The following is a 13,288-nucleotide window of genomic DNA, read 5'->3' as shown; positions in this document are numbered from 1 at the left end:
CTGTCATCGCCGCGAGGTGAAAGCGCGGTGCCGGTTTCGATGCGCCGTCAGCGCGTGGAACCAACCCCCGGCAGCAGGTAGCGTTCGTCCCGGCGAGGGGCCAGCAGCCGGTCCATCCGGTCGCTTTCCGCCCGGCTGTCAAGCAAATCCCGCCGGTCCTCCGGCGCCAGACGACCCCGTGCGCGGTCGTGGTCCAGCCGCTGGACCTGCCCTTCCAGCCGCAGCCGGTACTGCTGCGCGCCCAGCCTTTCGAGGGTTCCCGGCGTCTGCACCGCCTCCCTGACCGTGGTGTTGCGGTAGCGATAGGGCGCGAGGACGCTTTCCTCCTCCGCCTTGGCGGAGGGGAACGGCGCGGCCAGCAGGAGGGCCGCCAGGGCCAGGACGATCCGTCGATCCATGGATCAAAGATGGTGCGGCCGGCGGTGATCGCCAATCATCCGTGGCGGAGAAGGCCTTCCACGATCTGCTCCCCCGCGATGATCCCGACCATGCGGCCGTCGCCGTCCAGCAGGATGACCGGCCGGCGGGTGTCGTGGACCCGCTCCACGGCGACGCGCATGGGCAGGTCCACCGGCTCCGCGCAGACCGCGCCGGCTTCCGCCCCCTCCCCGCCCCGGACGATCGGGCGTTCGCCGCCCCCATCACCATCGCCGTCGCGGATGGCGACGGGCATGTCGACCTCGTCCAGCCGGCACCGGACGCCGGTCGCGGCATCCAGCACGATCCAGTCGCCGTCGCGCTCCAGCGCCGCCAGCGGCTTCATGAGCGTTCCGCCGCGCAGGACGTTCAGCGGGTTCACGTTGGCGACGAAATTCTCGACATAGTCATTCGCCGGGTTCAGCACGATGTCCTGCGGCGTGCCCACCTGGACGATCTGGCCGGATTCCATGATCGCGATCCGGTTGCCCAGCTTCAGCGCCTCGTCCAGATCGTGGCTGACGAAGATGATGGTCTTCTTCAGCGATTGCTGGAGGTCCAGCAGCTCATCCTGGAGATGGCCGCGGATCAGCGGATCGAGCGCGGAGAACGGCTCGTCCATCAGCAGGATATCGGCATCCGTCGCGAAGGCGCGGGCCAGCCCGACGCGCTGCTGCATGCCGCCCGAAAGCTCGCGGGGATATTTGTCGGACCAGGGTTCGAGCTGGACGAGCGACAGCATCCGGTCCACCGTCTCCCGCCGTTCAGCCTTGGAGACGCCGCGCAGTTCCAGCCCCAGCGCGACATTGTCGCGGATCGTCCGCCAGGGCATCAGCGCGAACTGCTGGAAGACCATGGAGACACGGGTGGAGCGCAGGCGGCGCAGCGCGCCCGCGCCACAGGTGGCGACGTCGACCTCCCGCCCGTCCTCCTGCCGGACGGTCAGGCCGCCGCGGGTGATCGGGTTGAGGCCGTTGACGCAGCGCAGAAGCGAGGACTTTCCTGATCCGGACAGCCCCATCAGCACGCACAACTCCCCATCCCGGATGTCAAGGTTGGCGTCGTGGACGGCGACGGTGTTGCCGGTTTCCGACAGGATCTCAGACCGGCCTTTCCCCTGGTCCAGCATGGTGGTGGCATCGGATGGCGACGGGCCGAAGACGACGTCGACATGGTCGAAGCGGACGATGGTGTTGTCTGTCATGTCAGCGCGTGACCTCCACCTGCTTCACCAGCCGGTCGAGCACGATGGCCAGTATGACGATGCACAAGCCCGCCTCGAACCCTTGCGCGATATTGACGGTATTGAGCGCCCGCACCACCGGCCGGCCGAGCCCGTCGGCCCCGACCAGCGCCGCGATCACGACCATGGAGAGCGACAGCATGATGCATTGGGTAACGCCGGCCATGATGGTCGGCAGGGCGTGGGGCAGTTCCACCTTGAACAGAAGCTGCATGCGCGATGCCCCGAACGCTTCCCCCGCCTCCAGCAGCGGCTTGGGCACGCCCCGGATGCCCAGATAGGTCAGCCGGATCGGCGCGGCGATGGCGAAGATGGCCGTGGAGATCAATCCCGGCACAGCGCCCAGCCCGAACAGGATCAGGGTCGGGATCAGGTAAACGAAGGGCGGGATCGTCTGCATCAGGTCGAGGATCGGCCGCAGGATGGTGTAGAGCCATTGCCGATGCGCAGCCAGGATGCCGACCGGGATGCCGATGATGAGGCAGAGGATGGTGGCGCACAGCACCAGCCCCACGGTTTCGATCGTGTCTTCCCAATAGCCCAGATTGAGGATCAGCAGCATCCCCAGCACGACCGCCAGGGTCAGCTTCCAACTTCGGTGCAAGGCGTAAGCGAAGACGGCCAGCAGCAGGATGAAGACCAGCGGCGGCGGCAGCAGCAGGATATCGATCAGCCCGTTGATGAAGAAGCCGAGCGCCAGGGAGATGGCGTCGAAGGCCTGATAGAAATTGTCCGTGACGTAGTTGGTCGCGGTTTCGATCCAGGAGCCGATCGGGATCTTGGTCTGGAGAAGCTCAGTCAGACTTTCCATGGAAGGCGCCGCCGGAGGTGGAGAAGAAAGGATGGAGAAATGCGAAACGGCGGCCGATGGACGATGCCCGGCCGCCGCCCGCCATCTTCATGCCGGGATCAGAGCCCCAGATGGCTTCGAACCGCCGGCAGCCCTTCCTCGCCGTCGAGCGTCGTCACGCCTTCCAGCCAGGGCTCCAGGACCTCGGGATGCTCCGTCAGATATTGCTCGGCGGCCGCGCCGGGCTCCATACCGTCTTCCAGGATCAGGCCCATGACCGTGTTCTCCATGGTCAGGTCGAACGCCAGATTCTCCAGCAGCTTACCAACGTTCGGGCATTCCTCCATATAGCCGGCGCGGACGTTGGTCAGGACGGTCGCTCCGCCGAAATCCGGGCCGAAGAAATCGTCGCCGCCAGCGAGATATTCCATATCGTACTTGTTGTTCATCGGATGCGGCGCCCAGCCCAGGAACACCACCCATTCGTCGCGCCGCGTGGCGCGGTCGACCTGGCTCAGCATCCCCTGCTCGCTGGATTCCACGATCTCCCAGTCGCCGAGGCCGAAGGCGTCCTGGTCGATCATGTCCTGGATCAGGCGGTTGCCGTCATTGCCCGGCTCGATCCCGTAGATCTTGCCGCCGAACTGGTCGCGGTGCGCGTCCAGGTCCGCGAAATCGGTAACGCCGGCCTCATGGACATAGGTCGGGACGGCCAGCGTGTATTTCGCGCCTTCCAGGTTCGTCCGCACGACCTCGACCGTGCCTTCGTCGACATAGGGACCGACATCGGCCGCCATGGTGGGCATCCAGTTGCCCAGGAAGACGTCGATGTCCTCATTCTCCAGGCTGACATAGGTGACCGGGACGGAAAGGATCTCCTTTTCCACCGTGTAGCCCAGCCCTTCCAGGACGGTCCCGGCCAAGGCCGTGGTCGCCGTGATGTCAGTCCAGCCGACGTCGGAGAAGCGGACGGTCTCGCAGGCCTCCGCGTTCTGCGCCGAAGCGGGGAGCGTGAAGCCCAGAACGGCGAGAGCGGCCACGCCGCCCATGAGGGACGGCCGGTTGATGGTGAAAGGCATGCCCTTTCCTCCTTTTATTGCTGATTGTTGCCCGTTTCCGGGTGGTGCCTCCTGAAAACCGCGACGTTGCGCGATAGGTCGAATTTGAGACTATCCTAGCGACAATCTTTCCGACCACAAGAGGCGGCCGGACCCGAACCATTCCGGAAACGACCTCTTTTCGGCAGTTGAGACAACTTCATTACCGGGATCGGGAAATGAAATTGCCATCGATCCGTATCAGGAACGAAGAACGCCAGAATATTTTTGCAACGCAGCAACGGATGACGCGGCTGAAACAGGACGGTTGACCTGAAGGCCGCGCATGGAGAGGCTGGCCCGCTTTCCGGGGCCGAAGAGTGTCGTTCATGAGCACGAGCCAGAATTTCGATTACGTCATCGTCGGCGCCGGGTCGGCCGGTTGCGTCCTGGCCAACAGGCTGACGGAGGAGGGCGACCACAAGGTGCTGCTGGTCGAGGCCGGCGGACCTGACCCCTGGTGGGACTGGCGCATCCATATGCCGTCGGCCCTCAGCTACCCGATGAACGATCCCAAGCTGTCCTGGGACTACCGGACCGAGCCGCAGGAGCATATGAACGGCCGCCGTCTGCACTGGCCGAGGGGGCGACTGCTGGGCGGGTCATCCTCCATCAACGGCATGGCCTATGTGCGCGGCAACGCGCTGGATTACGACCGGTGGGCCGAGGCTCCGGGGATGGAGCACTGGTCCTACGCCCATTGCCTTCCCTATTTCCGCCGGGCAGAGACGCGGAACAAGGGCGGCGACGCCTATCACGGCGATAGCGGGCCGCTCCATGTCTCCACCGGCGCCTGCCGAAACCCGCTCTACGACGCCTTCATCCAGGCAGGGAAGCAGGCGGGCTATCCGCTGACCGACGACCAGAACGGCTACCAGCAGGAAGGATTCGGCCCCATGGACATGACCGTCCATAATGGCCGCCGCTGGAGCGCCGCCGTCGCCTATCTGCATCCCGCCGAGAAGCGGCCCAACCTGACCAGGATCACCGGCGCCCTGACAACCCGCCTGCTGTTCGAGAAGGGCCGCGCGGTCGGGGTGGAATATGTCCGGGACGGGGAGACCGTGCGCGTCCGGGCGGAGCGGGAGGTCATCCTGTCGGCCGGGGCGATCAACTCCCCCCAGCTTCTGCTGCTGTCCGGCATCGGACCTGCGGACGATCTGAAGGCGCTGGGGATCGAGATCGTGGCGGACAGGCCGGGCGTGGGGCAGAACCTCCAGGACCATCTGGAGCTTTACGTCCAGTATGAATGCACGCAGCCGATCACGCTCTACAACGCGATGAACCCGATCGCGAAGGCGCGGATCGGGCTGGAATGGTATCTCCTCAAGACCGGGCTGGGCGCGACCAATCATTTCGAATCCGGCGCGTTCATCCGCAGCCGGCCGGGCGTGCCGCATCCGGACTTGCAATATCACTTCCTGCCGATGTCGGTGAATTATGACGGCTCCAACCCCACCGACAGGCACGGCTTCCAAGCCCATGTCGGGCCGATGCGATCCCAAAGCCGGGGCTGGATCAGGCTGCGCAGCGCCGACCCGACGGACGCGCCTATCATCCAGCCCAACCTGATGTCCAGGGACGAGGACTGGATCGAGATGCGGGCCGCCGTCCGGCTGACGCGGGAGATCTTCGCCCAGCCCGCCTTCGACCCCTATCGCGGCGAGGAGCTGAAGCCGGGCAAGGAAGTGCGGACGGATGCGGAGATCGACGAGTTCGTGCGCAACAATGCCGAAAGCGCCTACCACCCCTCCTGCGCCTGCAAGATGGGCGAGGATGAGATGGCGGTCGTGGACGGACAGGCGCGCGTCCATGGCGTGGAGGGCTTGCGCGTCGTCGACAGTTCCATCATGCCGTCGATCGTCAGCGGCAATCTGAACGCGCCGACCATCATGATCGCGGAAAAGGCGGCCGACATGATCCTGGGCCGGACGCCTTTGCCGCCCTCCGACGCCCCCGTCTATCGAGCCCCGAACTGGGAAACCGACCAGAGATGACCACCGCCCCCGTTCCAGACATCGCCCGTCTCCATATCGGTGGCGGCTACCGCGATGCGAGTTCCGGAGAGAGCTTCGACACGCTGAACCCGGCGACAGGCGAGACGCTGTGCCCGGTGCAGGTGGCGTCGGCCGCCGACGTGGACGCCGCCGTGGACGCCGCGCGGGAAGGCTTCGAGGCCTGGTCTGCGATGACCGGCGCGCAGCGCGGCCGCATCCTGATGAAGGCGGTCGCCCTGCTGCGGGAACGGCGGGACGAGCTGGCGCGGCTGGAGGTCATGGACACCGGCAAGCCGATCGCCGAGGCGTCGGTCGTGGATGTCGACAGCGGCGCGGACGCCATCGAATATTTCGCCGGCATGGCCGCCGGGCTGCACGGGCAGCATTACGATCTGGGCGGCCCCTTCGCCTATACGAGGCGGGAGCCGCTGGGCGTCTGCGCCGGGATCGGGGCCTGGAACTATCCGCTGCAGATCGCCTGCTGGAAATCCGGGCCGGCGCTGGCCTGCGGCAATTCGATGATCTTCAAGCCATCGGAGCTGACGCCGTTGACGGCGCTGAAGCTGGCGGAGATCTATGCCGAGGCCGGTGTGCCGCCGGGGGTCTTCAACGTCGTGCAGGGCAAGGGGCCGACAGGGCAGGCGCTGGCGACCCATCCGGGCGTCGCCAAGGTGTCGCTGACCGGATCGGTGCCGACCGGCCGGCGCGTGATGGCCGACGCCGCGCAGACGCTGAAATATGTGACGATGGAGCTTGGCGGGAAGAGCCCGCTGATCGTCTTCGGCGACTCGGATGTGGAGAACGCCGTCTCCGCCGCGCTGATGGCGAACTTCTATACGCAAGGGGAGATCTGCTCCAACGGCACGCGAATCTTCGTCCAGGAAAGCCTGCACGACCGGTTCATGAACCGGCTTCTGGAACGCACGGCGAAGATGCGGATCGGCGACCCGATGGACCCGGAGACCGATGTCGGCGCGCTGATCAGCGAAGCGCATATGGAGAAGGTTCTGGGCTATATCGAGGCCGGAAAGCAGGAAGGCGCGCGGCTGGCGATCGGCGGGGAGCGCGTCACCCGCGACGGGCTCGACCGGGGCTGGTTCGTCTCCCCCGCCATCTTCGACCTCTGCCGGGACGACATGCGCATCTGCCGGGAAGAGATCTTCGGCCCGGTCATGTCGGTCCTGACCTTCCGGGAGGAGGACGAGGCGATCGAGCGCGCCAACGACACGGAGTTCGGCCTGGCGGCGGGCGTCTTCACCCGCGACCTGGCGCGCGGCCATCGGGTGGTGGCGAAGCTCCAGGCCGGCACCTGCTGGATCAACAACTACAACATCACGCCGATCGAGATGCCGTTCGGCGGCTACAAACAGTCCGGCGTCGGGCGCGAGAACAGCCATGCGGCGATCGAGCATTATACGCAGTTGAAGAGCGTCTATGTCGAAACCGGCGACGTCGAAGCGCCATACTGACCATCCTCCATGACCACGATCGCCCTGTTGATGGCCGCCGCCTTCCTGGCCGGCGCGCTGAACGCCATGGCGGGCGGCGGCAGCTTCCTTACCCTGCCGGCGCTGATCCATGCCGGAGTGCCCCCTGTCGCCGCCAACGCCACCGGCACTGTCGCGCTGCTGCCCGGCTATGTCAGTGGGGCCTATGGATTCCGTCGCGACCTGACGCCGGTGGCGAGCGTCGGGCTGCCCTGGCTGGCGGCTGTCAGTCTGGCGGGCGGGCTGGTGGGCGCGTTGCTGCTGCTGGTGACGCCGGACGATGTCTTCCGGGCAATCGTGCCCTGGCTGCTGCTGGCGGCGACGGCGCTGTTCGCCTTCGGCGGCAAGCTATCCGACGCGATGCGCCGGCGTGGAGCGGGCGGCAAGGGGCAGATGCTGGCGGCGCTGTTCGTCGTCTCCGTCTATGGCGGCTATTTCAATGGCGGGCTCGGCATCCTGCTGCTGGCCCATCTGGCGCTGTTCGGCATGACCAGCCTGAACGCCATGAACGGGCTGAAGACCGCGCTTTCCGCCGTGCTGACGACGATCGCGGTCGCCGCCTACGCCGTCGGCGGCGCGGTCCATTGGAAGGAGGCGGCTATCATGACTGTCGCCGCCATCGCCGGCGGCTATGCCGGCGCCCGCCTCGCCCGCCGCATCCCGCCGACGGCCCTGCGGATCGGCATCGTGGCGCTGGGGCTGATCATGGCCGCCGCCTTCTTCGCGGGATGACGAGCCATACCCTGGCCCTCATAAGCCGACCTCGTAGTTTTACGACCCATGGTTTGGTCTTATTAGTCAGAATAGGTGAACTCCGGTAGCGCCTCTACTTCCGCGGGTGTTGCGAACAAAACAATGTTCTCGTTGGTCCGCCACTCGATATCCGCGATATCGACTGCAACCAATTTTTCTCCGACGCCGAGAAAGTCTCCCACCGCGATCACAAGTTGGCGCACACTACCCGTATCGGCGTCGACAACGACATCCTCGATGGTCCCAACCCCGGCGCCATTCGAAGCGACCACGCGGCTACCTATTAGAGACATTTCTGGCCCGGTCTGCGTGTCAATGTCTGGAGGGCCAACCGCTACCGGACTGGAGAGCGCGGGTCGGTTGCAGCCTCCCGAGATAAAATGGAGATCGACTGGATCAACCCTCATGAGTTGATCATCACAAGTGCGAAAGTTGTTGCCACCCTCCGTTACGGATTCGATCCGATATCCGAGAATCGGCGCGCCGTTCTCGTCAACATATAGATAGACTGCAGACTCGGAATAATCTTGCGCTAACGTCGTTCTTGTTGGTGCGCACGTCAGCACAACCATGAGCAAGAGCCTGATCATTGATCCCTCCTGACGGCTGGGTCATTCCGCATGAGAATTTGAGCCGCAGAGACGCTAGAACGAGGAATCTCGAAAACCCATCCCACCTCTCCGGGACTGCTTTGCCAAAGGACGATATAGAAATCTTTAGTCGCAGTGATCTTGTACAGTTGATATCCGTTATTCCAGTTTTGAAAAGGTCCATCGAAGATCGGGTCGTCGGGCCGACCATTCTTCTTCAGTACAAAATAGATCAACTGTTGTGGGTTGCGCCGGATCTCATGGGCTTTCGCGATTCCAGCTTCTCGCGAAATAAAGTACCCCCCGGTAATTATGACCACAAACACCATTGCATAGACAACTGGGCTCGCCAAACGGCTGATGAAAGTACTTGCGTGGTCTCTAAAATATCTGACGATCAATAAATATATAATAACGATCAAAAATATCGACATCAATACCGAAAAACCAGAAATAATATTGAAAATATAATTCCATAGAATCTCTAAAAAAAATGACAACACAGAAAATGAATACACGATAATAAAATAAATATTTAAATCTATTGCACTAACATCGCCGCCAAAATATTCCAACCAGTAGTAAGTATATATCCATCCGAAAAAATATAAAGCAACCGCAATCGGCAGAATGATTTCGGTCAATGCGATAAGAGGTTTCGACATTGGCATCCACCTTTGCTAGAGATGCCGGCCCGACAGACAGCGGTAAGGAAACGCCATTCAAGCTTATGAAACCGCTAAGGAGGTGCCTCCTCTCCGAAATCACGACCGCACTCGGATAATTCTAACCAAGATTGTTTATCGTACCTGAGTTATACAGAAAGAAGCTGCGGTTACGGCTGTATGCGACGCGCAAATGTTATCTAAGCACAACTATGGACCCTGCTGGTGCAGCGTAGAGTCAGCCGCCCGATCTATTCGCAACATCCGTCGCTGTACAACCGTATTATCTTCCCCGATCACCTACAGATTGTAAACCTTGACCGTCGTCGCATCCTCCGTCAGGTGGATAGCAATTAATTGGTAGTCAGGCGCTCGACCGATTCTCAACCCATGGCGATAGCCGCGCAGCAGTTGGAAGGAGTGATGCGCGCCGGTCCGAAACCGAGTTGTTCAGCGTGACGGCCGGCAATGGATGAGGGATTCAGCGAATATCGTCGCCGGAGCCTGCTGGTTCGTCATCGGTGCCATCGAGGAAGGATTCGAATGCTGAAAGCTCGCCCCGCTCCGCCCGTTCGCGGAAATACCTCTCCGTTCTAAGGGCGGACAGCTTTTCCGCGACGGCCACATTGATGAATTGGTTGAGGGTCGTCCCCTCCTCCGCCGCCACCTTCTCCGCCTCCGCCTTTACGGAGGAAAGGAGGCGAAGAGCGTAATTGCTGGTTTGAGATTTCATGGCCCTTTTCCCTCCTCCATTCTTGCAACCATCCAACGCAAGGATCCATAGGTCCATGCCGCTTCAGCGATGGCGAAGAACCGGAGACAGCTTCACCGGCATCGATACCGTATGGATGCCGGATCGGGGTCCGGCATGACCTAAAAAGGTCATTCCCGACTTGATCGGGAATCCAGCGGCGCTGACCTTTCAGCCCCGCCGGACAGCGTGAAGGCCTCCTTCGGCAAGGCCCCTGGACCCCGGATCAAGTCCGGGGTGACCTAGTGGGCGTTCCTGCGCCTATCCCAGGTCGCGGTGGACGTCGAAGCCGGTTTGGGTGGGGGTGAAGTCGGCTTTGATGGCGGCGTCCAGCCAGTCGGCGGCGCGCTGGAGGCCGCCGAAGGTGAAAAAATGGGCCTGGGCGATGCCGCAATCGGGGTCGGTCGCCTTGTAGCGGGCGAGGTCGGCGACGATCCGGTCGGGCGCGGAGACCGAGGCCAGCTTCGCCATGTTGAACGCCTGGCGCTTCAGCACCTTGGCCGACGCGCCGACGCCGCACAGCGCCGCGTAATGCATCAGGCTCTTCAGCTTAGCGGGACCGGCGATGCCGATATGGATCGGCAGATGGTTGCCGGCGCGGCGCAGCCTGCGGTCCCAATCGATGACCGTGCGAGCATCGAAGCAGAATTGCGTGACGATGTGGAGATCGGCGTCGGTCCGGGATGAGAAGGCGTTCTTGTCCTTGATCGAGGCCATGATCCCGGCATCGCCGATCGGCTTGTAGCCTTCCGGATGGCCGGCAACGCCGATCCGCCGGATGCCGAACCGGTCGAACAGCCCCGTCTCCAGCATGTCCATGGTGGAGGCGAACTCCCCCGCCGGGGCGGGAACGTCGCCGCCGATCGCCAGCACCTGGGTAACGCCGGCATCTTCGGAGAGACGGCCGAGATAGCGTTCCAGCTCCTCACGCCCCTCCATCGTCCGGGCCGGGACGTGGGGCACCGGGTTCAGCCCTTCATGCCTCAGCCTCTTCGCCACATGGACGATATCCCGCCAGTCCGAACCGGGGACGAAGGCGATATAGACGCTGGCGCCCTCGGGAACGAGGTCCTGGTAGCTTGGGGTCTTGGCGGCGACCTGGGGCAGCGTCTCTATCGAGAATCCCTGGAGGAAGGACGGCACCAGTTCTTCCAGTGCGGCGTCCGGCGGCTCCGTCGCCGGAGCGGCTGCCTTCCTGGCCAGACGAAAATCCAACAGCGCCATCGCATATCCCCCGAACCGGAAGAACCTTCTTGTCCAGAGAATGGGTTCGGCGCGCGGCCGGGGCTATGACGGCTGCGACTTCGGCTGGCCGTCCGACGACACGGCGGGAACGCGAAAGAGAAAACGGCGGCCCCGAAGGACCGCCGTCTCCCAATTTTTTAAATGTAGGCTTTTGTCGGCTTTTGCCGGCTTCAGGCCAGTTCGACCGAATCGGCCATCGGACCCTTCTGGCCCATGCGGGTGGAGACCCGCACGCGCTGATCGGTTTCAAGCTGCATCAGGCCGGCCCGCTCCAGCGTGCGGGAGGAGACGAAGACGTCCTTGCCGCCATCGTCCGGCGTGATGAAGCCGAAGCCCTTCGCCGCATTGTAGAACTTGACCGTGCCTTCGACGGAAACGCCGGCCGGTCCGCCGCCACCGCGCGGGCCGCCATAGCCGCCACCCCCGAAGCCGCCGCCGCCAAAGCCGCCGCGGTCACGGTCGCCATACCCGCCGCGATCACGATCGCCGTAGCCGCCACGATCGCGGTCGCCATACCCGCCACCGCCACCACCGCCGCCAAAGCCGCGGCTGCCGCCGGACGTGCCGGTCGAATTATCGAGGTTGTGGATGGCCGCGACCTGCGGACCCTTCTGGCCGTCGGACAGGTCGCAGACGATCGTCGCGCCTTCCATCACCTCACGGTGTCCGGCCTGTTCAACCACCGATGCGTGCAGGAACGCGTCCGGCGAGCCGTCCGACGGCTGCACGAATCCGAATCCCTTGGTTGGGTTGTACCACTTCACGACGGCCGTCACGTTCGTCTGGGACGGCGACGGCTGGGAGAAATTACGACGGTTCATCATCGGAAACAGAAACTCCAAGTCGGGATGCCTTCCGCATCCCCGATGCACACCCGAGAAGCTCACGGACAGAGGGGAGCGTCGGACAGCCCTGTGCGACTCCGTATCGCCCGGACAGGCCGGGGATCGAAGTTTCTCTAACCGGGATTGATGACCGCGCCACGCCAAGCCTTCTCACGACCCGCCCGCAAAACCCAATAGGCCTTACGAACTTGTTAACTATGCACAGGAAGCGCCCGTTTAGGCAAGCGTCCTCGGTTGCATATCATCTCACGGCGTAAGCGCGACGGTCGCCGGATCTTCCCAGTCGGATGCGGTGTCCGGGAAGTCCTCCAGCGGGCCTATCGCCTCCTTGTCGCGCTCGAAGAGCGGCGGGCTCTGCATATAGTGGTAGAGGAGCGAGGCGACCGACAAGATCGAGTTCATATGCGTCCGCTCATAGCCGTGGGAGGCGTCGATGCCGAAGCAGACGAGCGCGGTGCGGATGTCGTTCCCCGCCTCCACCGCCGAGGCGCTGTCGCAGCGGTAATATCTGAAAACGTCGCGCTGATGGGAGATGCCGTTCTCCCGGCAGAGGTCGATCATCCGCCTTGTCAGGTGATAGTCGAACGGGCCGGACGAATCGGCCATGGCGACGGTGACGCCGGTTTCCTGGCTGTTCTGGCCCGGAGCCACCGTGCCGTTGTCGACCGACACCATCTCCGCCACGTCCTGGTGCAGGACCGACGAGGCGCCGGACCCGACCTCCTCCGATATCGTCATCAGCAGATGGCAGTCGAGCGGCAGGGTCGCCTTGCGGTCGACGATCGCCTTGGCCGCGCCCAGCATCGCCGCAACGCCCGCCTTGTCGTCCAGGTGACGGGAATTGATGAAGCCGTTGGGCAGGATCTCCGGCACCGTGTCGACGGCGATGAAGTCGCCGATATTGAAGCCGAGATCGATCAAATCCTTCCGGTCGCGCACCGGCTCGTCGATCCGGACCTCCAGATTATCCCAGGAGACGGGCTGGGTATCGATCTCGTCATTATAGGTGTGGCCGGAGGCCTTGAGCGGCAGGATGGTGCCGCGATGGGCGGCATGGTCGGTGAACACCGTCACCCGCGCCCCTTCGGCGAACCGCGCCGACCATGTGCCGATCGACACGATGGCGAGGCGGCCGTTGGGCTTCAGATCCTTCACCAGCGCGCCCAGCGTGTCCAGATGGCCGACGATGGACCTGTCCGGTGACGCCACCCGGCCGGGCAGGTTCGCCCGCATCGCGCCGCGGCGCGTGATCTCGAACGCGATGCCCAGCGCCTCCAGCTCCTCCCCCACCACATGGACGACATGGTCGGTGAAGCCGGTCGGGCTGGCCGTGTTCAGCAGCCGCAGCAGGATGCGGGTGACATAATCGCTGTCGATGACCGCCATGGCGGTGGAATCCGGCATTCGC

General features: G+C 63.6%; 13 protein-coding genes. 3 read left to right on the top strand and 10 right to left on the bottom strand.

Annotated features, from left to right (window positions below):
* Positions 1–47: 47 nt before the first annotated feature.
* The 4 genes from AAFN89_RS18970 to AAFN89_RS18955 form a co-directional block, all read right to left on the bottom strand.
* Positions 48–398, bottom strand: coding sequence for a hypothetical protein (locus tag AAFN89_RS18970; protein ID WP_347540788.1), 351 nt, complete (start codon positions 396–398; stop codon positions 48–50).
* Positions 399–433: 35 nt separating this feature from the next.
* A complete protein-coding gene (gene choV / locus AAFN89_RS18965) occupies positions 434–1,621 on the bottom strand; it encodes a choline ABC transporter ATP-binding protein (protein WP_347540787.1) in 1,188 nt (395 codons plus the stop codon).
* A gap of 1 nt (position 1,622) precedes the next feature.
* Entirely contained in the window at positions 1,623–2,471 is an 849-nt protein-coding gene (gene choW, locus AAFN89_RS18960; RefSeq protein WP_347540786.1) for a choline ABC transporter permease subunit, read from the bottom strand.
* A gap of 98 nt (positions 2,472–2,569) precedes the next feature.
* Entirely contained in the window at positions 2,570–3,529 is a 960-nt protein-coding gene (locus AAFN89_RS18955) for a choline ABC transporter substrate-binding protein (RefSeq protein ID WP_347540785.1), read from the bottom strand.
* A gap of 347 nt (positions 3,530–3,876) precedes the next feature.
* Here AAFN89_RS18955 and betA point away from each other — a divergent pair, with 347 nt between their 5' ends.
* Genes betA through AAFN89_RS18940 form a run of 3 tightly spaced genes read left to right on the top strand, consistent with a single transcriptional unit; the run spans position 3,877 to position 7,763 of the window.
* Positions 3,877–5,544 carry a choline dehydrogenase gene (gene betA, locus AAFN89_RS18950; protein ID WP_347540784.1) on the top strand — a complete coding sequence of 556 codons (1,668 nt, stop codon included), beginning with the start codon at positions 3,877–3,879 and terminating at the stop codon, positions 5,542–5,544.
* Positions 5,541–7,013: a betaine-aldehyde dehydrogenase gene (gene betB, locus AAFN89_RS18945; RefSeq protein ID WP_347540783.1), complete on the top strand. Its 1,473-nt coding sequence runs from the start codon at positions 5,541–5,543 to the stop codon at positions 7,011–7,013. Before betA ends, betB begins: the two co-directional genes overlap by 4 nt.
* Positions 7,014–7,022: 9 nt before the next feature.
* On the top strand, positions 7,023–7,763 hold the full coding sequence (locus tag AAFN89_RS18940) for a sulfite exporter TauE/SafE family protein (RefSeq protein WP_347540782.1): 741 nt from the start codon (positions 7,023–7,025) through the stop codon (positions 7,761–7,763).
* Positions 7,764–7,825: 62 nt separating this feature from the next.
* On the opposite strand, the gene AAFN89_RS18935 is transcribed toward AAFN89_RS18940, so the two are convergent.
* From AAFN89_RS18935 to AAFN89_RS18910, 6 genes are all read right to left on the bottom strand, one after another.
* Complete coding sequence (locus AAFN89_RS18935; RefSeq protein WP_347540781.1) at positions 7,826–8,374, bottom strand: PRC-barrel domain-containing protein; 549 nt, start codon at positions 8,372–8,374, stop codon at positions 7,826–7,828.
* Entirely contained in the window at positions 8,371–9,039 is a 669-nt protein-coding gene (locus AAFN89_RS18930; protein ID WP_347540780.1) for a hypothetical protein, read from the bottom strand. The genes AAFN89_RS18935 and AAFN89_RS18930 overlap by 4 nt, the downstream gene beginning before the upstream one ends.
* A gap of 481 nt (positions 9,040–9,520) precedes the next feature.
* On the bottom strand, positions 9,521–9,772 hold the full coding sequence (locus AAFN89_RS18925) for a hypothetical protein (protein ID WP_347540779.1): 252 nt from the start codon (positions 9,770–9,772) through the stop codon (positions 9,521–9,523).
* 279 nt (positions 9,773–10,051) lie between these two features.
* The gene (locus AAFN89_RS18920) at positions 10,052–11,014 is read right to left on the bottom strand and encodes a methylenetetrahydrofolate reductase (RefSeq protein WP_347540778.1); all 963 of its coding nucleotides are present in this window, start codon (positions 11,012–11,014) and stop codon (positions 10,052–10,054) included.
* Between the two features lie 191 nt (positions 11,015–11,205).
* Positions 11,206–11,859: a cold-shock protein gene (locus tag AAFN89_RS18915; RefSeq protein WP_347540777.1), complete on the bottom strand. Its 654-nt coding sequence runs from the start codon at positions 11,857–11,859 to the stop codon at positions 11,206–11,208.
* 267 nt (positions 11,860–12,126) lie between these two features.
* Positions 12,127–13,284 carry an osmoprotectant NAGGN system M42 family peptidase gene (locus AAFN89_RS18910; RefSeq protein ID WP_347540776.1) on the bottom strand — a complete coding sequence of 386 codons (1,158 nt, stop codon included), beginning with the start codon at positions 13,282–13,284 and terminating at the stop codon, positions 12,127–12,129.
* Positions 13,285–13,288 lie beyond the last annotated feature (4 nt).

This window comes from Inquilinus sp. CAU 1745, from assembly GCF_039839375.1.
Classification (GTDB): Bacteria; Pseudomonadota; Alphaproteobacteria; order DSM-16000; family Inquilinaceae; genus JBDOQU01.
This window is presented reverse-complemented; position numbering and strand designations above follow the sequence as displayed.

Bases quoted from the DNA above. Each gene is read 5' to 3' on its own strand.
- AAFN89_RS18930 (WP_347540780.1), bottom strand. From the start codon at position 9,039: ATGTCGAAACCTCTTATCGCATTGACCGAAATCATTCTGCCGATTGCG.
- betA (WP_347540784.1), top strand. From the start codon at position 3,877: ATGAGCACGAGCCAGAATTTCGATTACGTCATCGTCGGCGCCGGGTCG.
- AAFN89_RS18920 (WP_347540778.1), bottom strand. From the start codon at position 11,014: ATGGCGCTGTTGGATTTTCGTCTGGCCAGGAAGGCAGCCGCTCCGGCG.
- AAFN89_RS18955 (WP_347540785.1), bottom strand. From the start codon at position 3,529: ATGCCTTTCACCATCAACCGGCCGTCCCTCATGGGCGGCGTGGCCGCT.
- choW (WP_347540786.1), bottom strand. From the start codon at position 2,471: ATGGAAAGTCTGACTGAGCTTCTCCAGACCAAGATCCCGATCGGCTCC.
- choV (WP_347540787.1), bottom strand. From the start codon at position 1,621: ATGACAGACAACACCATCGTCCGCTTCGACCATGTCGACGTCGTCTTC.
- betB (WP_347540783.1), top strand. From the start codon at position 5,541: ATGACCACCGCCCCCGTTCCAGACATCGCCCGTCTCCATATCGGTGGC.
- AAFN89_RS18970 (WP_347540788.1), bottom strand. From the start codon at position 398: ATGGATCGACGGATCGTCCTGGCCCTGGCGGCCCTCCTGCTGGCCGCG.
- AAFN89_RS18940 (WP_347540782.1), top strand. From the start codon at position 7,023: ATGACCACGATCGCCCTGTTGATGGCCGCCGCCTTCCTGGCCGGCGCG.
- AAFN89_RS18935 (WP_347540781.1), bottom strand. From the start codon at position 8,374: ATGATCAGGCTCTTGCTCATGGTTGTGCTGACGTGCGCACCAACAAGA.
- AAFN89_RS18925 (WP_347540779.1), bottom strand. From the start codon at position 9,772: ATGAAATCTCAAACCAGCAATTACGCTCTTCGCCTCCTTTCCTCCGTA.
- AAFN89_RS18910 (WP_347540776.1), bottom strand. From the start codon at position 13,284: ATGCCGGATTCCACCGCCATGGCGGTCATCGACAGCGATTATGTCACC.
- AAFN89_RS18915 (WP_347540777.1), bottom strand. From the start codon at position 11,859: ATGATGAACCGTCGTAATTTCTCCCAGCCGTCGCCGTCCCAGACGAAC.